Source organism: Zwartia sp., assembly GCF_049655405.1.
In the GTDB taxonomy this organism is placed as follows: domain Bacteria; phylum Pseudomonadota; class Gammaproteobacteria; order Burkholderiales; family Burkholderiaceae_B; genus Zwartia.
Map to the genome: position 1 here is coordinate 306736 of NZ_JBASJR010000011.1, position 25575 is coordinate 332310.

Genomic DNA, 25575 nt, shown 5'->3' on the forward strand with positions numbered 1-25575 from the left:
CAAAGTCAAAGCGCAGTTGAAACAATTAGCGGTCGATCTCGCCGAAAACAATATCTTGAGTGCCAATAATCGTGACGGCATCGGCAATCATGTGGCCACGAGACATTTCGTCAAGCGCCTGCAAGTGCACGAAACCTGGCGCACGGATCTTGAGTCGATAAGGCTTATTGGCCCCGTCTGACACCATGTAAATACCAAACTCACCTTTGGGGTGTTCAACAGCGGCATAGGCCTCGCCTGCTGGAACATGAAATCCTTCGGTAAAGAGTTTGAAGTGGTGAATCAACTCTTCCATGTTGGACTTCATTCCCGTTCGATGCGGAGGTGAAACCTTGTGGTTGTCGATCATCACCGGGCCTGGATTGTTACGCAACCACTGCACACACTGGGCAATGATGCGATTACTTTCACGCATTTCAGCGATACGCACCAAGTAACGGTCATAAGAATCGCCATTGACACCGACAGGAATGTCGAACTGCATGCGATCGTATACCTCGTAGGGCTGCATCTTGCGCAAATCCCAAGCAACACCGGAGCCACGCAACATTGGGCCCGTAAAGCCAAGTGCCTTGGCGCGTTCGGGGTCCACTACGCCGATGCCCACCAGACGCTGTTTCCAGATGCGGTTGTCCGTCAATAATGTTTCGTATTCGTCAACGCACGCAGGAAAGCGATTAGTAAAGTCCTCGATGAAGTCCAGCAGTGAACCCGACCGTGCATCATTCATGGCCTTGAGATCTTTTGCGGAACGATACTGGCTGGATTTGCCGTACTGTGGCATCGCATCAGGCAGGTCACGATACACACCACCTGGGCGATAGTAGGCTGCATGCAAGCGCGCGCCGGATACCGCCTCGTAGCAATCCATCAAGTCTTCGCGCTCGCGGAAAGCATACAAAAATACCGCCATTGCACCCACGTCAAGTGCGTGTGAACCCAAGGACATCAGGTGATTGAGCAGACGCGTAATTTCGTCAAACATCACACGAATGTACTGAGCACGCAACGGAACGGTCACTCCCATCATTTTTTCGATGGACATGACGTAGGCATGCTCGTTACACATCATCGACACGTAGTCGAGACGATCCATGTAAGGCAAGGCCTGAAGAAATGTACGGTGTTCCGCAAGCTTTTCCGTACCACGGTGCAATAAACCAATGTGCGGATCCGCACGCTGAATGACTTCGCCGTCAAGCTCTAACACCAAACGCAACACGCCGTGAGCGGCAGGATGCTGTGGTCCAAAATTGAGGGTGTAGTTTTTAATTTCTGCCATGATTAGCGCCCCACTCCGTAGCCGTCTTCACGGATCACACGCGGAATCACCTCACGCGGCTCGATTGTGACAGGCTGGTACACCACACGCCCTTGCTCAGGGTCGTAACGCATTTCGACATTGCCATAAACAGGAAAGTCTTTGCGGAAAGGATGACCAATAAAACCATAGTCAGTCAAAATACGACGCAAGTCTGGGTGACCTTCGAACACGATACCGAATAGATCAAAGGCTTCGCGCTCAAACCAGTTGACTGAAGGCCAAACATCCACGAGCGAGTCCAACACTGGAAACTCAGCATTGACTGCGTAGGTGCGCACACGTAAGCGCCAGTTGTGTTTGAGGGACAGCAAGTGAGCGACTACAGCGAATCGCGCCTGCGGTGTTACAGAAGCCAATGGGGTTTCACCCACACGACCTGCTCCGTAGGTCAAAAAATCCAAACCGCACAGATCGATACAAGTTTCGAAATTTAAGTTTGGCTCGTCACGTAAGCGCTGACAGGAAGATTGCCACTGTTCAGGAGCGATCTCGAGTGTGATCTCATCCGTTGAAAGAGTGATCTTGGCTTGTTCACCGAACAAAGCGATCAATTGTTGTTGCAGGTTTTCTAGCCTGGACATGTCTTAAGCCTGAATAAACCATTGGGCATTCATTTTGGAATGCACCAATGCTTTGGATTTAACGAGCAATCGTATTGGTCTGACGAATTTTATTTTGCATCTGCAACAAGCCATATACCAGGGCCTCTGCAGTGGGTGGACAACCCGGCACGTACACATCAACTGGAACGATGCGATCGCAGCCGCGCACGACCGAGTAGGAATAGTGATAGTAGCCACCACCATTGGCACACGAACCCATTGACACCACCCAACGAGGCTCCGGCATCTGGTCGTAGACCTTGCGCAAGGCAGGCGCCATCTTGTTGCAAAGCGTGCCCGCCACAATCATCAGATCGGACTGACGTGGACTGGGTCGGAAAATAATACCGAACTGGTCAAGGTCGTAACGTGCGGCACCTGCATGCATCATCTCGACTGCACAGCAGGCCAGACCAAACGTCATTGGCCACATTGAACCTGTCTTGGCCCAGTTAATAAATTTGTCAGCGCTTGTGGTGACAAAACCTTGTTTCAAAATACCGTCAATAGCCATAGGTGTCTCACAGCCACGATGGGATTACTCCCAGTCGAGCGCGCCTTTTTTCCATTCGTAGATGAAACCAACGGTCAGTACAGCCAAAAAGATCATGACTGTTACAAAACCAACCATTCCGACCGAGCCATTTGCGATCGCCCAGGGGAACAAAAATGCAATTTCGAGATCGAACAGGATAAATAGAATCGCGACAAGGTAATAGCGCACATCGAATTTCATCCGGGCATCACCGAAGGCCTCAAATCCGCACTCATAAGGAGAGAGCTTTTGGGCATCGGGCCGATTGGGTCCAATCAGCGAGCCAGCAGCAATCAGCGCAAAGCCAATCGCAGTACCCACCACAATAAATAATAAAACGGGGAAGTATTGTTCCAGATTCATTGAACGTTTCCGGCTGTTGCACAAAACTTTAAGATTGTATCACCCCGCATCAGGGTTTTACCTCTAATGACCCACTAAAAAATAAGCGAGCCACTCAAAAGAGTGGCTCGCTTTTACTGACTTACAACAACCTAACAAAAGCTAGGTTGCAATTCTAAGCGGTTGCTTAGAACTGGTGACGCATACCGAGACCAACTTGTGTGCTCTTAGCTGTGTCAACTGTACCGACGTTCTGCATAAAACCTGCGAAAACGTACATGTTTGTACGCTTTGTGAAGTCGTATGTATAGGCCAAGTTGTAAGCTGTCTGGTTCTGCGCGTTGTACGCATCTTTCATGTTGGTGTTAGGTGTCAACATTGTCCATGACAACAACACACGTGAAACTGGGTTCACGGGCACTGTCAAACCAACGATGTAGCTGTTTGTACCAACTGAAGGAGCGAAGACGTTTTCGCCGTTCACTGTGGAGATTGAGCTACCAGCCAATGAAGCACCGGTTCCGCCACCGCCCTGACCCAAGATCACGCCATCACGTGTCTGACCGTAGCCAGCAGCGAGTTTGACGACTTTGAAGTCATACGAACCAGCGATGTTCCATGAACTGATCGATGCGCCTTCGCCTTTTGAGTCAGGAGCATAAATTTTGTCGTAAGACGCAGCTGCGTAGAAAGGACCGTTTGCGTACTTAGCACCCAATGTCAACTGACGTGAGTTGTTGCTAGTTGCAAAGTTGTAGCCTGAACCTGTTGATGCACCGCCACCAGCGTCAGCTGTGTAGACGCCAGTTGCGCCGTTAGCAAATGCATAACCAATACCAGCTTGGAAGCCGGACATGTTAGGTGTTTGATACTTGATCGAGTTGCTGATACGGTCTGTGTTAGCCACGCCGAATGCAGCACCCATGTTCAACTGACCGAAGCCTGTGCCGAACGGATCAACTGGGATACCAACGTATTCTGTTGCGAAGTTCAGCTGACGACCGACGCGGACATAGCCCCATGAGTTGTTTTCCAGACCGAGCCATGAAGCACGACCGAAAATACGACCACCTTGCTGCAATGTGCCGTTGCCTGGCTCAAAACCGCTTTCGAGAACGAAAGTGACTTTGTTTCCGCCACCGATGTCTTCGACGCCTTTCAGGCCGAAACGGTTGCCCGACTGTTGACCGTAGCCAAGGCCGAAGTTAGTAGCGCCGTCACCGTTTGACAGGCTGACGTTTGTGTAACGCAGACCAGCGTCAACAAGACCGTACAAAGTTACTGAGGATTGGGCCGAAGCGGCACCAGCGAAGCCGGCTAACAGGGCGGCGGCGAGCAGAGTCTTTTTCATTTAAGAAATCTCCGTAGATTTGAGTGACAAGAGCAACAAACAACGATTTGTCTGCCGCCCCCCTAACTCCGCTAAGGGAAGTTGACGCTATTGCATCAAAATTTGGGGGCTGTGGCTATGAATCCCGACAGAAAAGCGACTAGTCGGGTGTTTTTTGTTGGGTTGCCGCAACAAAATCAAAAAAACACACCAAATATCGAGGGTTTACCCGCACAGCAATGTCGTAACCACACCACACCCTAAAACTGTGCAATATGTGCCTTTCGAATAAAAACGAGCCGGAAACAAATATTCCCGGCTCGCTTGTTTTTACAGCTTCGCACGATATTTTGGGTGCGTAAGAATTACTTGACCAATACAACTGGTTGCTTTGCCTGAGTCAACACACGCTGCGCGACCGATCCCAACAACATATCCGCAATCGCACTACGGCCCTTGGAACCCAGCACGATCATGTCGTACTTGCCCTTTTGGCCCTGCGCCACGATTTCCTGGGAAGCATTACCCACCAGCATGACCATATCGTGCTTGATGCCTTGAGCATCGAGCACTTTCATCGCTGGCTTGAGCTCTTTTTCGCTGAGCTCGCGCAGATAATCAGCAACCGCCTCCTTGCCCACAAAAGCCTTGGCGTGGCGCAAGCCAGCATCATCATGTACGCTAATCAGCGTAATACTCTTGAGCTTGTCGGTGCTTCCACCTAACAAGTCGGCTGCGTATTTCACTGCACGTAATGCATTTTTTGAGCCATCGGTGGCGACGAGAATTTTCATTATTCAGTCCTTCTTGGTTTGTCATCAATCAATCTTGCTGTAAGTTCATCTGTAAAGCTGTACGCAAATACATGCGTTCAACTACACAATTTACCCTTAGCGTGTAACTAAGCACAATATACCTAAAAGTTTAATGTTTTAGGGGAGATTGTTAGATTGAGGGATTGCGGCAGAGAATGCACCGACTAAAACTTAGGGAGGGTGAAGATGAAGCAATGCTTGAGAAATGCTGGAGGGGAAATGCTGAAGAGGAAGTGCCTGAAGGTAAGTGCTTGAAGCAAACTGCTGGAGGTGTTGCGCCAACATGCGAAGCGCTAGGTATTGCAGATTTTAATGGTGCCGACGGCGAGACTCGAACTCGCACAGCTTTCGCCACTACCCCCTCAAGATAGCGTGTCTACCAATTTCACCACGTCGGCTTTTTAAGTGGTCTTGATTAGCCAAAGATTGTAGCACGTAGCCACAATCTTTGATTTCAATCTTAGGGTTTATTTGCCGATCGGCGCAGCAGGCACAGCAGGAATCGCTGGCACAGTTGGTGCAGCAGGTATTGAAGGTGTTACAGGTGCGGCGGGTGCTGTTGGCAAACCTGGAACAGCATTGAGCGGTACAGCAGGCGCTGCAGGTGCGCTTGGCGCTACGCCAGGGACTGGAGAACCTGCGGGCGGCGCAACGGGCGCAGTCTGTGTAAAGTTTTGCATAATGCCAGTGTCTTGGCCCGTGTTCCCACGATTCGCAACGTAGGCCAAACCAATTGTGGTGATGAAAAAGACCACTGCGGCCCACTTAGTGGCGCGCGACATAAAGTTCGCGGCGCCTGTTGCGCCAAACAAACTACCTGCGGAACCGCTACCAAAGGCTGAGCCCATATCAGCACCCTTGCCCTGCTGCAGCAAGACGAGTGAAATGATGGCTAGCGAAGAAAGGATCTGCACAACGAGCAGAAGATTAAACATCCAAGACATTGAAACGCTCCGAAAACTAAACAACCAGGGGAAACTTCAGACCAAAACCACCTCAGCAAAAAATGCTTCAGGCAGCAATCGCTAGAAAATCCTCGGCAACTAAAGAAGCCCCACCGACCAACGCTCCGTCGATATCAGGCATGGCAAACAAACTGGCGGCATTAGCCGCTTTAACGCTACCACCATACAAAATCTGAACGTGCTCCGCGCCGATTCCCTTGAGGGCTGCGCGAATCGCTGCATGCACTTCCTGCGCTTGCTCGGGAGATGCGGTGCGACCGGTACCAATCGCCCAGACAGGTTCATAGGCGACGACCATCTTTTTGACGGCCTCTGCACCGAGAGCCAGCACCGGGGCTAGCTGGCGCGCAATCACAGCAACAGCTTGGCCAGCATCCCGCTCAGCCAGCGACTCGCCAACACATACGACGGGGGTAATGCCAGCCGTCAAGGCTGCGTGCGCCTTGTCGGCCACGAGTTGATCAGACTCAGCATGCATGGCTCGGCGCTCTGAATGGCCCACCAACACAAAACGGCATGAGAAATCAGCCAACATTGCACCCGAAACTTCGCCAGTAAAAGCACCCTGTGCCTGTACACTGAGGTCTTGTGCGCCCCAGGCAAAAGACGAGCCTTTCAATGCCTGCGCAACCTGTGCGAGATAGGGAAAAGGCACGCATACGCCCATATGGGTGGATGAGGCGGATGGGGGGGCAGCCAAAAGCGCTGAGAGCAACTTGGCGTTATCAGCCAGGTTGCCATGCATTTTCCAGTTACCCAGTACGAGTCTAGTACGCGTTGCGGTCATTTTTGAGCATTTAAGAGATAGCAGCAAACCCAGAATTGTATCCTGTTGGCCTCAATTAAGGGGGTGCGTAAGCGACTCGCAGGAAATATCCTGATAAATCGTTTATGATTCATGCCTTCTTGATGGAAGCGTGGCCGAGTGGTTTAAGGCACCGGTCTTGAAAACCGGCGAGGGTTCACGCCCTCCGTGAGTTCGAATCTCACCGCTTCCGCCAACGTTCACCGCGCTTCGCACCCTTCCCCCCGCCTGTAAATACTCGTTCATTGTCACGCAGTGGAGTTCAAACATGGCCAAAGCTTCTCATCGAAAATCTGGCTTACGCCTCCGTGATCGAAACCTATCGCCAAACACTGCCAGAGCATATCCGAACGCTGTTTAACCATTTTCATTGCCGGGTCCTTGCCATCAAAGTGGTCGGAGTCGACAGCGTCGGCACGATGTGAGGCGTGGCATTGCTTATGGCTGGGGACAATGACCCACTATTTCTTCAGGTCAAGGAAGCACGATCGTTGGGGAGGTGGCTTGCCTCACCCCAACTTAAGCAGCACCACTCCCAGAATGATGAAAGCCACGCCCACCCAGCGAATGGGTAAGCTCGGATCCCCAAAAAAGAACACGCCCAAGGCAAACGTGCCCACTGCTCCAATCGAAGTCCAGACGGCATAGGCCGTGCCAATCGGGATTTCTTTTAAAGAAAACCACAATAATGCCCCGCTGATCGTCATGCTGATCACTGCAAGCACAAGACCCCAGACTTTCATCCCTGGCGCATCGGCGAGTTTCAGCCCTAAAGGCCAGCCAACCTCGCACAAACCGGCCATCAACAATGCCATCCAGTAAATACTCACGCTGATACCCCACTCGCTGACATGGCAGTTTGCAATTTATTCTCAAAATAAGAGTACATTTAAAACAAGTATAAGAAACTAGGCTTGACCGACGCACTTGTGATGACGCAGACACCTTCCAACCTAATCGACCGCTTTGGCAGAAGCATCGAGTACTTGCGCCTGTCTGTGACGGATCGTTGCGATATGAAGTGTACGTATTGTCTGCCGAAAAGTTTCAAAGGCTACCAAGAACCCAAAAACTGGCTGACGTTCGACGAAATCGAGCGCGTGGTGGGTGCTTTTGGCCGCTTAGGGACCTCGCGTATCCGTCTGACGGGTGGCGAGCCACTCCTGCGTCGCAATCTGCCTGACTTAGCGGCTCGCATCAGCGCACTCCCTGGCATTCAAGATTTGTCCCTCTCAACCAATGGCACGCAGCTACCCAGGCACGCAGCGGCATTGCGCGCTGCAGGTGTCACGCGCCTCAATATCAGTCTGGACAGTTTAAATCGCGAGTGTGTCACGCAAATTACCGGTCGCGACTCGATTGATGACGTGATGGCGGGTCTCGATGCCGCTCAAGAGCATGGCTTTTCACCGATCAAGCTCAATATGGTGGTGATGCCAGGCGTCAATGAACATGAAATCGAGGCGATGACAGAGTTTTGCATCAAACGCGGATTTATTTTGCGTCTGATCGAGACGATGCCGATGGGTAGTTCTGGGCTGGCCTCTGGTTATACGCCGCTCGGCCCCATCCTTGAACGCCTTCGTGAACGGTTCGACCTGATCCCAGAAATCAAGACGATGGGCGGAGGACCCGCACGCTATTGGCGCACCACCGATGGTCGCGGACAAATCGGTCTGATTACCCCGATCAGTCAACATTTCTGTGAAACGTGTAATCGAGTTCGTTTATCCGTGGATGGCACGCTGTATTTGTGCCTCGGCCAAGAAGAAAAAGTGGAACTGAGGCCTTTGTTGCGTGCAGGCATTTCTGATGCCGAGCTTGAGAAAACGATTCGCGAAGGCATTGAACTCAAACCAGAACGTCATGAGTTTCGTGAAGCACCAACCAAAATCATCCGCTTTATGTCTCAAACTGGGGGCTAAGCTTCCCTGCAGGTAGGTTAAAGTCTGGGTTGAGTCTCCCCAGAGCGATACATCATGAAACCCAGAGCCAACCTCCTTAATTTTGAAGATGCCCGCCAGACATTATTGGCGAGCGCAGTTCCCCTGAATGCTACTGAAACATTGCCCCTTTTGGCGGCGCTGGGGCGAACACTGGCACAAGCCATCATGTCGCCTATCAGTGTCCCAGGTTTTGATAACTCTGCGATGGACGGCTACGCGCTTAACGTGCAGAACATTCATGAACTGCCCGCACTTTTTCCTGTGACTCAACGTATCGCAGCCGGTCAAACAGGCACCCCACTCGCTCCAAACACAGCTGCACGCATTTTTACAGGTGCGCCCGTGCCCGAGGGTGCCAACGTTGTCGTCCCTCAAGAACACACGCAGGATCGCGATGGTTCGATCGCACTGACGCACCCAATCAAGCAGATGCAACACATACGCTGCAAGGGTGAAGACATCGCAGCAGGCGGCTTAGTGCTGGTGGCGGGACAACGTTTGGGCGCTCCACATCTCGCGATGTTGGCCTCCATTGGAGTGGCCACTGCGACGGTCTTCAAACCGCTGAACGTTGGCGTATTTTTTACAGGCGATGAACTCACAGAGCTTGGTCAAGCCTTGGCGCCAGGCGCGATTTACAACAGCAATCGCTATGCGATCAACGCCTTGTTGGCGCAATTAGGTTGCACAGTCAACGATTACGGCATTGTGCGTGACTCAGCAGAAGCCACCCGTGAGGCGCTCAGCAAAGCCGCCGGCGAAAACGATGTCATCATCACCTGCGGTGGTGTGTCGGTTGGCGAAGAAGATCATGTTAAAGCTGCCGTGAGCGCGCTGGGCAGTCTTGATCTGTGGCAGATCTCAATGAAGCCCGGCAAACCGCTGGCTTATGGTCGCGTCGGTCAAGCAGATTTTATTGGCCTACCCGGCAATCCCGTCAGTGCTTTTGTGACCTTTTTATTGATGGCTCGTCCGTTTTTACTCAAGCGCATGGGTGCAACCGACACAACGTTGAAATATCTTACGGCAACCGCGAATTTTGATTGGCCAAAACCTGATCGACGCCGCGAGTTTTTGCGTGTCAAAATTACCCAAGATACCTCGGGCTCGCCTGTGCTGGATTTATGGCCAAATCAAGGTTCTGGCGTGATGAGCAGTCTTGCCTGGGCAGATGGCTTGGTCGATCTGCCCTCCGAGACGAAAATCGCACGCGGCGATACGCTGCGCTATCTGTCTTTGTCAGAACTGCAATACTGATGCACATTGAACAACTCAACACTATGAACATCAAGGTTCTATATTTCGCGCAACTGAGAGAAAGATTCGGCCTGTCAGAGGAACATGTGCAGGCGCCTGCTTCTGTGCGCACAGTCAAAGACTTGATAGAGCACCTCTCTGCGCGTGGCGGTCTGTGGGCCGATACCTTTGATGGCTCCCAAGCGTTTCGCGTTGCGATGAATCAGGAAATGATCGCGTTAGACACCCCTTTAGTCGATGGGGCAGAACTCGCCATTTTCAGACCTGTGACGGGAGGCTGAATGAGCGCAGAGTTGACCCCGCGTTTATCCGTCGCCGTTCAATCCGAAGACTTTGATCTGGGTCGTGAGTACACCGCACTATTGGCAAATGACCGCGGCATCGGCGCCATCGTGGCGTTTGTCGGTACAGTACGCGATCTGAATCTTGCAGCGGATGTCGTCGCGCTCGAACTCGAGCACTACCCCGGCATGACAGAAAAGTCCCTGAGAAAAATTTTGGATGCTGCGGTCGAGCGTTGGTCGTTGCAAGGCGCTCGTATCGTGCACCGCTTCGGAAAAATGTATCCAGGCGATCAAATCGTCATGGTACTGACTGCAAGCGCTCATCGAGAAGATGCTTACGAAGCTAACCGCTTTGTCATGGACTACTTAAAAACAGAAGCGCCCTTCTGGAAAAAGGAATGGTCACCCGACGGTGCGCGCTGGATCGAAGCGCGCGCGAGCGACGAAAAGGCTGCAGCAAAATGGAAATAAAACAAACCTATGAAGCATTGATTCTGGCAGGAGGTCGCGGAGCAAGACTGGGCGGTAAGGACAAAGGCTGGATCATGTGGAGCGGCCTACCTCTGGTAGAGCATGCGCTCTCTGCCTTGGCTAGACAATCCCCCCCACCTTCGCGCATCCTCATCAGCGCGAACCGTAACGTTGACGCATACCAGCAAACAGGTCATACCGTTGTTACGGACGAACGGCCCGACTTTCCCGGACCACTCGCAGGAATCGAAGCAGGTCTCATGCGCTGCAAAAAAAAATATTTGCTCGTTGTCCCATGTGACGTGCCGCTATTGCCAAATATATACGACCGCCTGCAGCAAAGTCTGGATGACCTACCTGAAGCGCTTGCAGCCTATGTCGTGACATCGGACGGCCCTCAACCATTGTGCTGCCTCATCAAACCCTCTGCAGCCGCCTCTCTGGGCAAGCAACTCGACGCGGAAAATGGACAAGCTCTGGCTTGGCTCGCCTCGATCAATGCGATCCCTGTAATGTTTGACGACGCTGCTTTGTTTGCCAATTTCAATACACCCGAGGCCCTGCAAAGCCAGCGGAATCCTTCATGACAAATCATCTCACGCACTTTGACGACTCAGGACAGGCGCACATGGTGGATGTCTCCGCCAAAGAGCAAACACATCGGCGCGCCGTGGCCAATGGCCGAATTACCATGCAACCAGACACCTTCGCAAAGCTCTCGCAAGGCGATGCAAAAAAAGGCGATGTGTTAGGTGTGGCGCGGCTGGCTGGCATCATGGCAGCGAAACAGACCGGTGCGCTGATCCCACTGTGTCATGCTATTCCTCTCACGAGAGTGACCGTTGAGTTTGTCACGGACGCTACGACCTCCTCAGTGACCTGCACTGCCACCTCTGAAACAGTCGGTCGCACCGGAGTAGAAATGGAAGCTCTGACAGCCGCCTCCATCGCCCTACTCACGATTTACGACATGCTCAAGGCCATCGATCGCGGCATGGTGATCGATGGTGTCAAGTTACTGGAAAAGCACGGCGGTAAATCTGGCTCCTGGGTCGCGGAAACACTCTAAATCACTTTGGAATAACGCGCGATCGTTTGTGCTTCACGCAGATACCGATCAAAACGCATCGCGACGATCCTTGCCAAAAACCGACCCTTGGGCGTGATAAAAATTCGGTCAGAGGAGATTTCGAGCAATCCATCTTCCGCGAGCGACTCCAGTTGCTCAAGCTCAGGCGCAAAATAGCGTGCAAACTCAACGCCCCATTGCGACTCGAAGACTGGAACGATGATTTCTGATTGACACAGGAGATCATGAATCGCCGCCCGTCTGATCAGATCATCCATTGTCATCGTCAAACCTTTTACCAGCGGTAGGATTTGTCGATCCAGTGCAGCGTAGTACTCCTCCAAGACACGATGATTTTGAGCATATACATTTCCGATACGACTAATCGCCGAAACACCTAGCGCAATCAGATCGCAATCTGCCTGGGTGGCGTAGCCTTGAAAATTTCGTTGCAATGTTCTGTCAACGAGCGCTTTGGCGAGGTCATCTTCTGGCAGGGCAAAATGATCCATACCGATGTAGACGTAGCCAGCCGCTAACAAGCTCGTAACCGCAAGCTTAAGCATGGCGAGTTTTTGGGCAGGCAGCGGCAAATCGTCAGATTCAATCCTGCGTTGTGGCATAAAACGGTCAGGCAAGTGGGCATAGCTATAGAGCGCAATGCGATCGGGGCGCCACGTCAACACCGTACCAAGCGTGGCACGCATGGTTTCAACTGACTGCTTAGGTAATCCATAAATCAAATCGATATTGATGGAGCGATAGCCGAGCTTGCGGCCCTCGGCCATGACCTCTTCAGTGATCTCAGCAGGCTGGATCCGATTGACCGCTTTTTGTACCTCAGGATCAAGATCCTGCACACCGATACTCATACGATTAAAGCCGTGGTGCGCCAACAGTGCGAGCGTGCCTTCGTTTAAGCGCCGCGGATCGATTTCAACGGAGCATTCCGCATCCGAAGCGAACGCGAAGGAGGCTTTTAATAACCCCATCAAACGCTCTAGCTGTTCATTCGTCAAAAAAGTCGGTGTACCGCCGCCGAGGTGTAACTGACTGACACGGGGAGTATTGGCAAACTGTTTACGTACGAGCCAAATTTCTCTCGCGAGATAGTCAAGATATGTATCTGCACGTGAACGATCTTTGGTCGCGACTTTGTTACAGGCGCAGTAATAGCAGACAGTGTCGCAAAATGGGAGGTGTACATAAAGTGACAAGTCTGCATCTGGCCGCTCGACTTGCCTGGACTGTAATGCTTCCAGAAAGATCGGGGCGATATTGCCCTCAATGAAGCGATCCGCAGTGGGATAAGAGGTATAGCGCGGACCGCTGCGATCATGTCGAGCAATTAATGCTGGATCAAAATCCACGTTGGTTAGGCTGGTGTTTGACATGGATATCCGTGCAATAAATATTCAATCAGCTCTTTGACCGGACGAATCGCCTCACCAAAGGGCAGGCGTCCTGCGCCTCGGAAAAACAATCCTTTTTGCACATCACCTTTTAGTGCGGCGGCAAGTTTTAAATCGATACAAAATTGTCCTGCTTTGGTGTTGCCATCGCGCAAGCCACATTGCGTTAGGCAGTCCATACGTTGAGAACATCGGCGGGGATCTGCTTTCGCGCACGCCTGCATCTTTGTCTCATGTCGCCGATACTGACTTAACCAATGCGTTGAAACCGCTCGCATCGGTAGACCGGCCACACTCATCAACTCCACCATATTTGAAGGGGTTGCACCTAACAGCACGCGCTTGAACTCGATATGCGCATCGCCTTCTTCGCTCACGGCGAATGCTGTACCTAACTGAACAGCATCCGCACCTGCGTTTAGCCAATGCCGCACTTTTTCATGGCTATCAATACCACCCGCTAAAATCAGCGGAGGGGTGTCTCGCCCGAGGCCAAGCTCGGTAAAAATGGCATGACACTCCGCAATCACACGCTCAAAATCAAAGCGTTCGGCATGAATATCCTCAATCTTGACGGCACCCAAATGGCCGCCCGCATAACCTGGGTGCTCAATGACGATCGCGTCAGGGCGACGACCTTTTTTTAGCCATTTTTTCATCACAATTGCCACACCGCGCGACTCGGAAAGAATCGGAATCAAACCGACTTTTGGGTAATCCGCCACCATCTCAGGCAAATCAATCGGCAGCCCGGCCCCCATCACGATGGCATGTGCGCCACTTTCACAGGCCTGTCTCACAAGTGCGGGATGGTCCCGCACGGCTTTCATGACGTTGACGGCGATGAGTCCCTTACCCTGAGCGTGATGCAATGCGGCCTGAATCTCGCGATCCAAGGCGATCAGATTGACACGATCGATTAAGTCCCGATCACGCGATTGCTGCGTCTGTTCGAGTAAGTCGGGATGATGGTGCCGCAAATCAATACTGGCAATCGTGCCAATCGCATTTTCGCGCGCGACGGCACCCGCCAGCCTATGAGCGGAAACACCCACACCCATGCCGCCTTGAACAACGGGAGACAAAGAGCGGCCAAGAATATCGAGTGATTTAAACCACCTGTCGGTGGAGGGCAGCCAATTTGAGAAAACGGATCTTGTTGAATCTAATGTCGTTGTCATGAGGATTTTCCTTACATGACGGTCACATTAGCCTGACGGGGTGCTCGCAGGGGGGATGTCAATGAGCAATGTTTGATCCAGGACAACGTTTGATGGGTTAATGGTTCTAGCCCCAAAATTATTCTTTGAAAATAATGAATCCTGAAATCATCAGCATAAATTCCGTAATTCACACATATATTTTCCGTAATTTACATATTAATTTTCCGTAATTTACATATTAATTTTCCGTAATTTACGTTAAAATATTCCGTAATTTACGGAAATAATTCCGAAACTTAGGATACTGTTCAATATGGAAAACCTCCCGAACTTTGCTCGCCTGATCAGGCCCCGCATCGAGGACGCACTTAAAGACACGCCAGTCATCTTATTGGCAGGTCCTCGCCAGGCAGGCAAAACAACCCTTGTTCGCCAGATGGCTACTGAAAAAAAAATTCAATACCTCACGTTGGATGATTCACTCACTCTATTATCAGCCCGCGAAGATCCTGTGGGTATGATCTCAAGGCTAGATCGCTCAGTCATCGACGAAATTCAACGTGCCCCTGAGTTACTGCTTGCTATAAAAAAAAGTGTCGATGAAGATCGTCGTCCAGGACGTTTCTTACTGACGGGATCCGCCAATTTAATGGCGCTTCCCACCGTGGCAGATTCACTGGCCGGACGCATGGAAACGCTTTCTTTACTCCCTTTATCTCAAAGTGAAATTGAAGGTCAACGCGCAAACTGGATTGACAATGCATTCGCTGGGAAAATTCTGCATGAAGGCGTAAATCAACCTGAAAAGTCTCTTGCAGAACGCGTACTTAAAGGCGGATATCCTGAGGCAATTTCGAGAACAAGTGCTAAAAGAAGGCAGGCTTGGGCGATGCAGTATTTGGAAGCCCTCATCCAAAGGGACGTCCGTGACTTTGCAGGCATTAACAAGCTAGATGAGTTACCCCGATTTCTCAGAGCGTTAGCCCAGACCTCAGGTCAGATGTGCAACTATGCAAAGCTAGGTGGAGAAGTCGGGCTCGACGGCAAGACAGCAGCAAAGTACATCAGCATCTTTGAGCAGATGTATTTACTGAAACGGGTGAGCGTTTGGGCACGCAATCGACTGAATCGTCTAGTCAAGACACCAAAATTGCAGTTTATAGACCCTGGATTGCTTGCAGCTTTACTTAATCTCAGTAATGAAGAAATCAATGATGATCGCACACGGTTCGGTCATGTTCTAGAGACATTTGTTTTTGGAGAGCTGCTTAAGCACACCGCAACTTCCAATGATCGTTACAGTTTGATGTATTACCGAGATACAGAAAAGGTTGAGGTAGATGTCGTCATAGAAAATGCAAAGGGACAGTTGGTTGGGGTAGAAGTCAAAGCTGCTGCAACAGTCAAAGCGAGTGATTTTCATGGGCTGAAAAAACTCGCAGCCCTAGCTGGAAGTCAATTCAAAATGGGCGTTCTACTTTATGACGGTCACGAGACATTACCCGTGGGTGATGACCTTTGGGCAGCACCCATTTCAACTCTCTGGGGCTAGCCATTCAAGCTTGGCAATTTTCATTTGAAGTAGCTTTCAATAAAGTGCTTGCCCAAGAAGCCTAGCAACGCAAGCAGGGCTCCATAATGTGCGGTCATGAGCCAAAAGGTTTTTCGCTCGATCTCTGAGCGTAGCTCTGCCCGCACATCTGAGATATCTTGACGCAAGGCCGCCTGCCCCTGGATCATATCGACTCTTAAATCGGACACGGCCTGACTGAGCTGAGCCATACTGTGGTCGAGTCGCTCAATACTGCGATCGAGTCGCTCAATCAGTTTGCCATTTTGTTCAACGATTAATTCAAGTGTGTACACGCGTTTTTCCATCTAAAAATCATAAGATTGAGTCTGCATGATTTCTATCCGGAACAGCACGTAAACGCTGAATCTTTATTTAATAGTTGCAAGCAATTGAAACAATTTACTGACTAAACGAGTAAGTGATACCTCGAGACTGAGAGGAATAGTGCAGCGATTACTGCACATACACCATCAAACTTTAGGTAAAAAATCATCCGGTGCGCCGGGTGGAATTGGCGGCGTATCTTTTAACGTCGCCTGAAAGGCATTAATCATTTTTCGAATAGGTCCCCTCACCCAGCCCTGAGTTGAGCTCACGTCTGTTTCTTCTTTTGGATCCTGAACGAGGTTAAACAAATAAGGCGTCTCCAGATGGTTAGCCCCTTCATTTGGCTCTTTCTCCCAAACAAAGTGCATTTTCCAATCTCGCCACTTTGCCGCACGCATTTCATTTTTAATGAAATATACAAAGCCCTCTCTTGCCGAAGCCTGCGTTTCCCCTTTTAGAAAGGGCAATTGATTGACCCCATCAATCGGTCGATCTTGGGGGACGCTGGTCTCTGCAACAGCGGCCAGGGTTGAATAGATATCCACAACGTGAAAGATTTCGTTAGAGACACTACCTGGAGGAATCTTGCCTGGCCAACGCGCAATAAACGGCACCCTTAAGGAACCTTCCATCGAGGTGTGATAGGTCCCTGTCCACATCCCTGCACTGCCTCGCCACGGGCGGCGATACTCTGGGCCATTATCACTCGCAAAGATAAACAATGTGTCATCCTGCGTCCCTGTCTCGCTCAAGGTGTCTAGAATCTGACCGACGCGTGCATCCATCTCGATCATCGAGTCTGCAAAATCACCTTTCTTTGACTGCCCTTCGTAATCGCGATGAGGGAGCGTTGGAAAATGTAGCTGTGTCAAAGGCACATAAAGAAAGTATGGCTGGTTGGCTGCTACTTTTCTACGGATGAAATCGCAGCTTTTCTGGGTCAAGACCTCATCAATCTTGCGACGCATCTCCAAATCATAGATTTCTTTCTTTTCAGCTGGCTGCCCCTTAAATCCTTCCATCACATAAGGCACATCCACCACTTCAGGATCAAAGCCGACCTGTTCGGTGAACATACTTTCATTCGTTGTCCTTGGAATGCCGTACCACTCGTCAAATCCTTTGTCTTTGGGGTAGCGACCCTCTTTGTCACCCAGATGCCACTTGCCAAACATGCCTGTCGCATAACCCGCCTTGGACAATAACTCGGCGATCGTGATCTCCCAAGGAATCAGTCCCTGAGGCAAGCCTGCTGGCACAGACTGTAAAGCACCCGTGCGCACGGGATGGCGTCCCGTCATCAAGGCAGAGCGTGTTGGCACGCAGTCACTCTCGACATTAAAGTTAAGCAGTTGAATGCCTTGCTTGGCCAGCGCATCAATGCGGGGAGTCGGTGCACCACGTATCGCGCCGCCGCCATAACAGCCTAGTTCTCCCCAGCCAAGATTGTCTGCAAGAATTAAAACGATATTAGTTTTCTTCATAAGGCGCCTGATACGCGAAAGTGTTTGACGTTATTGAATTTGAATGTTGAGTGTCGGTACGACCTGCTGCCAGGTGTCCACTGTTTTTTTCAAAAAGGCATCAAACTGTTGATAGTTCAAGGGTCTAGGTGTGATACCCGCCGCAAGCATCTTTTCACTGATTGATTTTTCTGAAAGCACCTTTAACAATGCATCCGAGAGTTTTTGAATGATTGGTTGGGGAGTCGCAGCCGGAGCCACTAATCCGGCCCATTGTGCAAGCGCGATTTGCGGATAACCAAGCTCGGTTAGGGTCGGCACCTCTGGTAGCGCCTTTGAGCGTTCTAGCGTGGTGACTGCCAGAATGCGAACATTACCCGCCTGTTGCTGCTTGAGCATCGGAGCAAGCCCCAAGACGGCCAAAGGTATCTGCCCACTCACAACATCGTTCGCGGCTTGTCCACCTCCTTTATAGGGTACGTGCACGAGCTTGACGCCTGCCAAACTCGCCATCCACTCACCGACGATATTTTGAGATGAGCCAATGCCCGATGAGCCATAGCCCAGGCTACCTGGTTTCGCTTTGGCCGCATCAATCACCTGTTGAAGCGTGTTGAATGAGGTCTTTGAGGACGTCGCAATACTGATTGGCTGCTCGCCAATCATCACAACACCCTGCAAACCACTTCTAAATTTCCAAGGTAGATTTGGACGCAGCACATCTAATAGCGCAGCTGAATCAGAAGCAAGAGCAATGGTGTAACCGTCCGGCGGAGCTTGTACCGTTGCCTGCATGCCAATCGCACCAGAGGCACCCGGTCGATTATCAATCACGACAGTTTGTCCAAGAATTTTTGATAGCTCAGCACCTACCATTCTTGCCAAGGTATCGTTTGTGCCGCCAGCGGCCTGCGGAACAATGATTTTGATCGGTTGGTCATCGGGCCAAGCTGCCTGAGCCGAAGGAGTCAAGAGTGTGAAAAAAGCGCTGATAAAAACGGTCAGGGCTAAAGGGGCTGTTTTAATCACGGACGTTCCTTATGACTGAATGGTTATTTCAGTATAGGAGCGCCCGTAAGAACTAAATATTCAATTATTTGTATCTCGTGATAACCTTTTATTATCACAATTTGAATGATGAATGAGTGAACAATATGCATTCTGAACTCTCGCTGTCACACATCAAATTCAGACATTTGATTCTGCTAAAGCATCTTGTTGAATTTGGAAGTTTGCATAAAGCAGCGAAACACTTGAGCATCAGTCAGCCGGCTGCGAGCGCGATGCTCAGAGAGTTTGAAAAGCAAATTGGACTGACCCTATTTTTGCGCACCACACAAGGCGTGATTCCTACCGAGGCCTCTACCCTCCTAGCCAACCGTGGGGAAACCATCCTGAATGAATTTGACGCACTCGTGCACGAAGTTAAACAGCTCAATAAAAATCTCTCTCCATTACTGAGAGTCGGGGTAGTGCCGCAAGCCCTCTTTGCATACCTGCCTCGAGCGATTGAGCTTTTTCGAGAGTCGGGCGGTGGAGCCGTCTCTATTCAGGAAGGCACGGCAAAGCACCTGATGCTCCAGTTATTTGAAGGCAAACTAGATTGCGTCATCGGACGATTATCTGGGGCCTCCATGCCATCCATGCACAATACGGACGAATTAATTTTTTTCCCTCTTTATTCAGAAAGCATCTGTATTGTTGAGGGAACGAGAGAAAAGAAAAGAAGAAAAAATTCGTTTGAAGACTTAGCAAAGCGTGACTGGGTCCTGCCCAGACCTGATTCAAGCCTACGTCAACAACTCACCGACTCCTTTTTGCGGCGCGGTCTCATGTTGCCTAAGCCCGTTATTGAGACGACGAATTATTTTCAGAGTCTGACAATGCTTTCGAGTTCAAATTTATGCAGTGTGATTCCGCAGAGCGCGGCAGACATGCACGTCAAACTGGGCAACATTAGAATCATCGATATCCCCAGCGACCTCAAGGCTATGCCTGTGAGCTTTATCCTCAGGGCCTCAGCCAAAGACAATACTCAAGTGATCAAATTCCGTGAAATTTTTACAGACCTTTCATCAGGCACAAATACGACACCTCAAGCGTAAATTTATTTGAAATAGCTTTCAATGAAGTGCTTACCCAAAAAGCCTTAAAACGCGTTGCGATTGATTAAGATTTGTTAGCGATTGCAACAAATGCATTTGCTGAGCCAGCAAATGGTGCCCCGAGCCGGAATCGAACCGGCACGCCCTTAGGCTGCAGATTTTAAGTCTGCTATGTCTACCAATTTCATCATCGGGGCAGATATTGAGGCGCTATTGTATCCAAAAGCGCCGAGGTGCATCAGCCCTTACAAGGAAATCGGATCGGGAGGTAGCGAAGAATCGATGCGGCCGCCTTTTCCTGATGAAATTGGGGGTTCGCGATGGCCCAGCGAATGAACTCTGCCAACACCTCGTCCCGTGCGACGCCACCTGGTGGCAAACATACTGTTTTAGGGGCTTTCGGGTCTTTTGTGAGCTCTGAGCCCTGGTACACACCCTCGCCAAATCCATAGCAAAAGGTTTGTGCTTCGAGGTCGGTGCGGCTCTGGCAGAGATTGATCATGGCGCCGAGCGATACATCCGACTGGGGAGCATTTTGTGCGCCGGAGACCAAAGGAAGGGTCGCAAACATCGCAGTAACAAGTAATTTTTTAATCATGGCTATTTCCAAAAAGTAATGAGGCTTGCCTATCAGGACGATTTAGCGTCTAAAACCACCGCCAAAATGACCGCCGCCAAAGCTGCGGCCACCCCCAAAATCTCTGCCACCTCCAAAACGGTCACCACCACCAAAGCGATCGCTATTAAAGTCACTACGACCCTCACGGCCTAACTGATTTTCCTGACTGGCTTCGCGCGCTCGATTTGGATTGGCACGGTCCTGCGTCCAGTCGCTGCGGGCCTGCTGGTTCATCTGACTCGCCTGACTCCGCTCTTGAGGCGTGGCATTACGATTGAAGGTATTTTGTGCATTTTGACGCGCTTGGTCGGCGCGCTGTTTGTCTTCAGGTGAAGCATTATTTTTCCAGTCATTCACGGCATTTTGCTGGCGTGCAACGTCGTTACGTGTAATGGCACTGCGATTGCCCTCGCCGTAACGATTATTTAAGGCCGAATTACCGTAGGGCACGCCATCACGGTGGGCTGGATTATGTGCCCAGCTATTGTTGCTACCTAAATAGTCGGAACGGAGATTGGAACCCGAGTTAAAGCGATTGTTGAAATTATTAAAGTTTGCATTGTTAATCGTGATCGAACCCGATCCCCAATGCGGTGTAGACCACAACGCGGCACCGACCGCCATCCCCACACCAAAACTCATCAAGCCCCAGGCTGGGTTGTAAACGGGATAGGGAGGGTATGCCGCATAGGGCCAGGCGCCATACACCATCATTGGGTTGTACGTGGGCACGTAAACAACTTGAGGATTAGACGGAACAATGATGATGTTTGACTGCGCATCGCTCGACACGGATACCTGCTGATTGGACTTAAGGTTTCCAGCCTGCTTGGCTTTGGCGCGCAAGGCCTGTACAGCCTGCATCAGGTCTTTAGGCTGTGCAAGATACGCATCACCCAACTTTTGTGTCCAACTCAACTGATTACCCATCAAATTGAGTGCATCAGGAAACGTCACAAGCGACTTGACACTGTTGTCCCAGGTCTGCGGTTTGAGGGCATTTTGTAACGCATCCCCAGTCAAATGTGCGTTGCTACGCAACCAGTTCGACGCCTCGGCAACCTCAAGCGGGTAGGTCGACGCCATCAGCATTTGTGACAACAAAGAGTCTGGGTACAAAGCGATGGATGACACCAAGGACTCAAGTTGGGGCAAGGTCAGGTTCGCGGCCTGAGTACTTGTTTGCGCATAAGCAGGTGCAGTCAGTGACGCCCCAACAAGCTCGCCACCCGTTGCCAGCGTCAACGCTATCGCAGCGGTCGCAGCAGAAAGTGAAAATTTACGCATCATATTTTTTTGCATCATGTTTCCCTCATCAGGATTAAATTAATCGGGGGCTCAGATCGAACGCACCCGGTAAACAACTAGGCAACTAGGCCATCGCCTTGACAGCTTGATAAATCTTTCCAAACACCGCATCGGCATGCGCAGAATTGAGCCAGCGAATAATCACGACCATGCCCATTTCAGGCTCGATCCAGGTAAACGAACTACCCGCCCCCACCGCGAAATAGCTTGAGGCTGGCACGCTTGGAAATACTTTTTGTTGATCATTGAGCCAAACAAGATAGCCATAGAAAGGCGCGAGCTTGCAAGGCACCTGCATGCGCTTGATCCATTCGGCAGACAACACACGCTTGCCATTGGCCATGCCCTCATCAAGCATCATTTGACCAATCAAAGCCTGATCTTCGCTGCTGATCGACATGCCGCCACCCCAATGGGTACCACCTGGAACGGATTGCACGCGCTGACCCGCGACATCGACCCAGGCATCGTCATAGCCGACCCAATTCCAGTTTTCTGAAGCCCCGACTGGGCGCGTAATCGCCTCGCGAAAGACCTCGGGCAGTGGACGCTGAAACAAGTGTAAAAGCGCAAGCGACAGTTGATTGATGCGCACATCGTTGTATTCCCAGTAGGTACCTGCTGGCTGCAACGGACGAGCATCACCTTTGATGCCATCTGGCGCTTTGGCAAACGTCACCGCGCGGTAGCGATCGACCTGATCGGGCAAGCCAAACAAGGTACCTTCCCACTCACTGGTCTGCTGAAGCATCTGCTCCCACGTCACCAGAGCATTGTTACCCTCGTCAAAACCGATGCCTTTCAGACGCTTGCCGATAGGTTCATTCAGATCTTTAATCAAACCGCGATCCACAGCTACGCCAGCCAAGAGCGCGAGGTAAGTCTTTGCAACGCTAAAGGTCAAATCTGCACGTTTGGGCTCGCCCCAGGAAGTCAGGGTTTTCCCGTGCAACAAAATGGTGCCTGAGTTAGGTCCACGAGAGTGCACAGGTCCGTAGAGTTTGTTGTAAGGGGCTGGATCCCCGTGATGTACGCCCCAATTGCTGCTGGTGCAGTCGCGGTCCCAGGTACTTTCATGATCAATCGCAAACTGCACAGCTTGTTCAAGCGCGGGGTTCTGCATACATCACCTTGTAAAAATAAATTCGATATGAATGAGCAATTTGTAAAAATTTGACCGTATTTCTGCCAATGGTTCAATTTTGGCACAGTAATTGCGTGCATACTGATCGACTGAGTGTAAGTACTGATGACAAGCGGTTGCCTCTTGCGCGCTTTACCTGTTAAAACAAATCTACTTTCTAGCTGTCGTGACAAACCGAACTTGAGGAATGATATGAAGAACTCGAGCACTGCCTTTAAAGCCCCTTTTTCGAAGTTGGGTCTGCGTGCGAGCCTTGTGGCTTGCGCTGTTGCCGCCACTGTGGCATTTACCCTACCAGCCCATGCAGGAAAAAAGAACGACACACTGGGATTTGCTTACGACCAAACTCCTGAAAACATCGACCCGTACTACAACAACGTGCGAATTGGCGTGATTATTGCCGCCAACGTCTGGGACACGCTGGTCTACCGCGACCCAGTCACAGGCGAATACAAAGGTCAGCTTGCTAAAAGCTGGAAGCAAATCGACGACCGCACTTTGGAATTTGATCTCCGTGAAGGCATCAAGTTCCATAATGGTGAAGAGTTTGATGCAGATTCCGTGGTGTACACACTGAATTTCGTGTCCGACCCTGCTAACAAAGCTAGACAACAGACCGTGACAGGCTGGATCGAAAAAGCTGAAAAAATCAGCAAATACAAAGTTCGCATCATCAGCAAAAAGCCTTTCCCAGCCGCGATCGACTATCTCGCGACTGCCATTGCGATTCATCCCGCCAAGTACTACAAAGAAGTGGGCCCAACTGGCATGAACCTCAAGCCAATCGGCTCTGGTCCATATAAAGTTGTTGAGCACATCCCAGGCAAGTCTTTAACGCTTGAGCGCAATAAAGATTATTTCAAAGATTCTCCCAAAGCACAGCCTACGATTGGTAAGGTTCGTATTCGCTTTATCCCTGACCGCCAGACTCAGATGGCCGAAGTGATGTCCGGTGGCGAAGACTTCATCATGCATGTCCCCAAGGATCAGGCAGAAAAGCTCAAGTCCATCCCTCAGTTACAGGTACAAAGTGGTAACACCATGCGTATCGTATTTCTGCAGATGAATACCCGCGATGGCACGCCCGCCCCACAACTCAAGGACGTACGCGTGCGTCAAGCGATTGCCCACGCCATTGACCGCGAGGCGATTTTGAAAAATATCGTCGGTGGTGGTGAGATCATCAACTCTATTTGCACCCCTTCTCAGGTCGGCTGCACGAGCCAAGGTGTGATGACGTATAAGTACGATCCCGCATTGGCCAAAAAAATGTTGGCCGAGGCTGGTTATCCCAATGGCTTTGAAGTGGATCTGATGGCTTATCGTGAGCGTCCACAAACTGAAGCCATGATCAACTACCTGAGTGCTGTCGGCATCAAGCCCAAGCTAAGCTTCATGCAATATGCAGCGATGCGGGACTTAGCTCGCGCAAACAAGACGTCTCTCACCCACCAGACTTGGGGTTCCAACTTAGTCAATGACTTGTCAGCCTCCACACCGGTGTACTTTGGTGGCGGCGCGGATGATGTCAGCCGCAACCCTGAGGTCATCAAGCTGCTGAGCGAAGGTGACAGCACGGTTGATATGAAAAAGCGCCAAGAGGTTTATCAAAAAGCTTTGTCGATCATTGCAGAGCAAGCTTACGCCGTGCCGCTTTGGACACTGCCTGTGTATTACGTTGCTAGCAAAGAGGTGAACTTCAAGCCTTACCACGACGAGTTGGTACGTTTTTGGGAAATGAGCTGGAAGTAAGCTTTTCTTTATGATTTTTTATTTTTTGCATCTCTGGTAAGGCATCATGCTGGCATATATTTCTAAGCGGCTAGGACTCGCCGTTATGGTCGCTCTGACCGTTTCAATTCTTGCCTACATGTTGCTTTACCTTTCAGGTGATCCGGCCCTGGCGATTGCCGGCGAAGGGGCGCGGCAGGTCGATATCGACATGGTTCGCAAAACCTACGGCTTTGACCAACCGATCATTGTGCAGTTTGGTAACTGGCTGCTCAAGATTGTCCAAGGCGATCTTGGTCAGTCTATTTATTTCAAAACTGATGTGGGCACGCTTATTTTTACTAAGCTTCAAACCACACTCTTACTTGCTGTCTACTCGCTCGCTTTTGCCCTGATTATTTCAGTGCCTCTGGGTGTTTTGGCAGCGATCTACAAAAATAGCTGGATCGATCGTCTTTGTCTGGGCGTTGCAGTGGTCGGTCAAGCCATGCCTAATTTCTTTTTTGCACTGATCTTGATTATGCTGTTCTCGATTACCTGGCGAATATTGCCGGTTTCAGGAAGCGAGAGCTGGCAACATTTTGTGATGCCTTCGATTGCTCTTGGGTACTATGCGGCCCCCGCGTTTATGCGCCTCATCCGTGCTGGCATGATCGAAGTGCTCAGCGCTGACTATATACGTACCGCCCGAGCCAAAGGTCTGCCCACTAGCATCGTTATTTTCAAGCATGCTTTGCGAAATGCAATTGTTCCTGTTGTCGCACTAGCCGCTGTTCAACTCGGCTTTTTGCTTGGCGGCTCAGTCGTAATCGAGACTATTTTCGCTCTGGATGGGCTTGGCTACCTCGCTTATCAGAGCATTATTCAAAAAGACTTTCCCGTGACTCAAGTGATCGTCCTGTTGCTGTCAGTCATCTATATCCTGCTGACACTGGCTTCTGATATCGCCAACGCATGGCTTGATCCTCGTATTCGGGTTGCATAA

At 50.7% G+C, this 25575-nt stretch carries 28 protein-coding genes and 3 tRNA genes; 12 read left to right on the plus strand and 19 right to left on the minus strand.

The window, feature by feature from the left end; genetic code table 11:
• Positions 1 to 25: 25 nt before the first annotated feature.
• The 9 genes from WBJ47_RS09275 to tpiA form a co-directional block, all read right to left on the minus strand.
• Positions 26 to 1282 (minus strand): NADH-quinone oxidoreductase subunit D, encoded by a 1257-nt coding sequence (locus tag WBJ47_RS09275; protein WP_422246485.1) that lies wholly within the window; start codon positions 1280 to 1282, stop codon positions 26 to 28.
• Between the two features lie 2 nt (positions 1283 to 1284).
• Positions 1285 to 1905 (minus strand): NADH-quinone oxidoreductase subunit C, encoded by a 621-nt coding sequence (locus WBJ47_RS09280; RefSeq protein WP_422246486.1) that lies wholly within the window; start codon positions 1903 to 1905, stop codon positions 1285 to 1287.
• A 58-nt stretch (positions 1906 to 1963) separates the two neighbouring features.
• On the minus strand, positions 1964 to 2440 hold the full coding sequence (locus WBJ47_RS09285) for a NuoB/complex I 20 kDa subunit family protein (protein ID WP_028816901.1): 477 nt from the start codon (positions 2438 to 2440) through the stop codon (positions 1964 to 1966).
• A 24-nt stretch (positions 2441 to 2464) separates the two neighbouring features.
• Positions 2465 to 2824 carry an NADH-quinone oxidoreductase subunit A gene (locus WBJ47_RS09290; protein WP_422246489.1) on the minus strand — a complete coding sequence of 120 codons (360 nt, stop codon included), beginning with the start codon at positions 2822 to 2824 and terminating at the stop codon, positions 2465 to 2467.
• 166 nt (positions 2825 to 2990) lie between these two features.
• Positions 2991 to 4154, minus strand: coding sequence for a porin (locus tag WBJ47_RS09295; protein ID WP_422246491.1), 1164 nt, complete (start codon positions 4152 to 4154; stop codon positions 2991 to 2993).
• A 344-nt stretch (positions 4155 to 4498) separates the two neighbouring features.
• Positions 4499 to 4927: a universal stress protein gene (locus WBJ47_RS09300; RefSeq protein ID WP_422246493.1), complete on the minus strand. Its 429-nt coding sequence runs from the start codon at positions 4925 to 4927 to the stop codon at positions 4499 to 4501.
• 334 nt (positions 4928 to 5261) lie between these two features.
• Positions 5262 to 5346, minus strand: a tRNA-Leu gene (locus tag WBJ47_RS09305).
• Positions 5347 to 5415: 69 nt separating this feature from the next.
• Positions 5416 to 5892 (minus strand): preprotein translocase subunit SecG, encoded by a 477-nt coding sequence (secG, locus tag WBJ47_RS09310; RefSeq protein WP_422246494.1) that lies wholly within the window; start codon positions 5890 to 5892, stop codon positions 5416 to 5418.
• A gap of 67 nt (positions 5893 to 5959) precedes the next feature.
• A complete protein-coding gene (gene tpiA, locus WBJ47_RS09315) occupies positions 5960 to 6700 on the minus strand; it encodes a triose-phosphate isomerase (RefSeq protein WP_422246495.1) in 741 nt (246 codons plus the stop codon).
• Positions 6701 to 6824: 124 nt separating this feature from the next.
• Between tpiA and WBJ47_RS09320 the strand changes: the two genes are divergently transcribed.
• Both WBJ47_RS09320 and WBJ47_RS09325 read left to right on the plus strand, forming a co-directional pair.
• Positions 6825 to 6914: transfer RNA gene (locus tag WBJ47_RS09320), tRNA-Ser, on the plus strand.
• Positions 6915 to 6963: 49 nt separating this feature from the next.
• Positions 6964 to 7143: a DUF2252 family protein gene (locus tag WBJ47_RS09325; RefSeq protein WP_422246497.1), complete on the plus strand. Its 180-nt coding sequence runs from the start codon at positions 6964 to 6966 to the stop codon at positions 7141 to 7143.
• Positions 7144 to 7227: 84 nt separating this feature from the next.
• On the opposite strand, the gene WBJ47_RS09330 is transcribed toward WBJ47_RS09325, so the two are convergent.
• Positions 7228 to 7548: a DMT family transporter gene (locus tag WBJ47_RS09330; protein ID WP_422246498.1), complete on the minus strand. Its 321-nt coding sequence runs from the start codon at positions 7546 to 7548 to the stop codon at positions 7228 to 7230.
• A 102-nt stretch (positions 7549 to 7650) separates the two neighbouring features.
• Here WBJ47_RS09330 and moaA point away from each other — a divergent pair, with 102 nt between their 5' ends.
• From moaA to moaC, 6 genes are read left to right on the plus strand one after another with little or no spacing between them, the layout of a single operon-like run.
• The gene (moaA, locus tag WBJ47_RS09335; RefSeq protein ID WP_422246660.1) at positions 7651 to 8643 is read left to right on the plus strand and encodes a GTP 3',8-cyclase MoaA; all 993 of its coding nucleotides are present in this window, start codon (positions 7651 to 7653) and stop codon (positions 8641 to 8643) included.
• Positions 8644 to 8697: 54 nt separating this feature from the next.
• Positions 8698 to 9921 (plus strand): gephyrin-like molybdotransferase Glp, encoded by a 1224-nt coding sequence (glp, locus tag WBJ47_RS09340; protein ID WP_422246500.1) that lies wholly within the window; start codon positions 8698 to 8700, stop codon positions 9919 to 9921.
• Positions 9921 to 10202, plus strand: coding sequence for a molybdopterin converting factor subunit 1 (gene moaD, locus WBJ47_RS09345; protein WP_422246501.1), 282 nt, complete (start codon positions 9921 to 9923; stop codon positions 10200 to 10202). Before glp ends, moaD begins: the two co-directional genes overlap by 1 nt.
• Positions 10203 to 10676 (plus strand): molybdopterin synthase catalytic subunit MoaE, encoded by a 474-nt coding sequence (gene moaE, locus WBJ47_RS09350; protein ID WP_422246503.1) that lies wholly within the window; start codon positions 10203 to 10205, stop codon positions 10674 to 10676.
• On the plus strand, positions 10667 to 11263 hold the full coding sequence (gene mobA, locus WBJ47_RS09355; RefSeq protein ID WP_422246505.1) for a molybdenum cofactor guanylyltransferase MobA: 597 nt from the start codon (positions 10667 to 10669) through the stop codon (positions 11261 to 11263). The genes moaE and mobA overlap by 10 nt, the downstream gene beginning before the upstream one ends.
• Complete coding sequence (gene moaC / locus WBJ47_RS09360) at positions 11260 to 11745, plus strand: cyclic pyranopterin monophosphate synthase MoaC (RefSeq protein WP_422246506.1); 486 nt, start codon at positions 11260 to 11262, stop codon at positions 11743 to 11745. Before mobA ends, moaC begins: the two co-directional genes overlap by 4 nt.
• Here moaC and hemN read toward each other — a convergent pair.
• Positions 11742 to 13139: an oxygen-independent coproporphyrinogen III oxidase gene (gene hemN, locus WBJ47_RS09365; protein ID WP_422246507.1), complete on the minus strand. Its 1398-nt coding sequence runs from the start codon at positions 13137 to 13139 to the stop codon at positions 11742 to 11744. The two genes, moaC and hemN, sit on opposite strands and share 4 nt — an antisense overlap.
• Positions 13121 to 14218 carry an NAD(P)H-dependent flavin oxidoreductase gene (locus WBJ47_RS09370; protein WP_422246662.1) on the minus strand — a complete coding sequence of 366 codons (1098 nt, stop codon included), beginning with the start codon at positions 14216 to 14218 and terminating at the stop codon, positions 13121 to 13123. The genes hemN and WBJ47_RS09370 overlap by 19 nt, the downstream gene beginning before the upstream one ends.
• Positions 14219 to 14633: 415 nt before the next feature.
• On the opposite strand from WBJ47_RS09370, the gene WBJ47_RS09375 reads away from it, so the two are divergent.
• A complete protein-coding gene (locus WBJ47_RS09375; protein ID WP_422246508.1) occupies positions 14634 to 15872 on the plus strand; it encodes an ATP-binding protein in 1239 nt (412 codons plus the stop codon).
• 20 nt (positions 15873 to 15892) lie between these two features.
• Here WBJ47_RS09375 and WBJ47_RS09380 read toward each other — a convergent pair whose 3' ends face one another.
• From WBJ47_RS09380 to WBJ47_RS09390, 3 genes are all read right to left on the minus strand, one after another.
• A complete protein-coding gene (locus WBJ47_RS09380; protein ID WP_422246509.1) occupies positions 15893 to 16198 on the minus strand; it encodes a hypothetical protein in 306 nt (101 codons plus the stop codon).
• 165 nt (positions 16199 to 16363) lie between these two features.
• A complete protein-coding gene (locus WBJ47_RS09385) occupies positions 16364 to 17704 on the minus strand; it encodes an arylsulfatase (protein ID WP_422246510.1) in 1341 nt (446 codons plus the stop codon).
• Between the two features lie 30 nt (positions 17705 to 17734).
• On the minus strand, positions 17735 to 18712 hold the full coding sequence (locus WBJ47_RS09390) for a Bug family tripartite tricarboxylate transporter substrate binding protein (protein WP_422246511.1): 978 nt from the start codon (positions 18710 to 18712) through the stop codon (positions 17735 to 17737).
• 125 nt (positions 18713 to 18837) lie between these two features.
• Here WBJ47_RS09390 and WBJ47_RS09395 point away from each other — a divergent pair, with 125 nt between their 5' ends.
• Entirely contained in the window at positions 18838 to 19788 is a 951-nt protein-coding gene (locus tag WBJ47_RS09395) for a LysR family transcriptional regulator (protein ID WP_422246513.1), read from the plus strand.
• 112 nt (positions 19789 to 19900) lie between these two features.
• Here the strand turns inward: WBJ47_RS09395 and WBJ47_RS09400 are convergent.
• From WBJ47_RS09400 to WBJ47_RS09415, 4 genes are all read right to left on the minus strand, one after another.
• Positions 19901 to 19985: transfer RNA gene (locus WBJ47_RS09400), tRNA-Leu, on the minus strand.
• A 41-nt stretch (positions 19986 to 20026) separates the two neighbouring features.
• Positions 20027 to 20386, minus strand: a complete 360-nt coding sequence (locus tag WBJ47_RS09405; protein ID WP_422246514.1) for a Rap1a/Tai family immunity protein — start codon at positions 20384 to 20386, stop codon at positions 20027 to 20029.
• A gap of 42 nt (positions 20387 to 20428) precedes the next feature.
• Positions 20429 to 21712, minus strand: coding sequence for a DUF3300 domain-containing protein (locus WBJ47_RS09410; protein ID WP_422246516.1), 1284 nt, complete (start codon positions 21710 to 21712; stop codon positions 20429 to 20431).
• 67 nt (positions 21713 to 21779) lie between these two features.
• Positions 21780 to 22838, minus strand: coding sequence for a serine hydrolase domain-containing protein (locus WBJ47_RS09415; protein ID WP_422246518.1), 1059 nt, complete (start codon positions 22836 to 22838; stop codon positions 21780 to 21782).
• A 213-nt stretch (positions 22839 to 23051) separates the two neighbouring features.
• Here WBJ47_RS09415 and WBJ47_RS09420 point away from each other — a divergent pair, with 213 nt between their 5' ends.
• Positions 23052 to 24611 carry an ABC transporter substrate-binding protein gene (locus tag WBJ47_RS09420; RefSeq protein ID WP_422246520.1) on the plus strand — a complete coding sequence of 520 codons (1560 nt, stop codon included), beginning with the start codon at positions 23052 to 23054 and terminating at the stop codon, positions 24609 to 24611.
• Positions 24612 to 24657: 46 nt separating this feature from the next.
• The gene (locus WBJ47_RS09425; protein ID WP_422246521.1) at positions 24658 to 25575 is read left to right on the plus strand and encodes an ABC transporter permease; all 918 of its coding nucleotides are present in this window, start codon (positions 24658 to 24660) and stop codon (positions 25573 to 25575) included.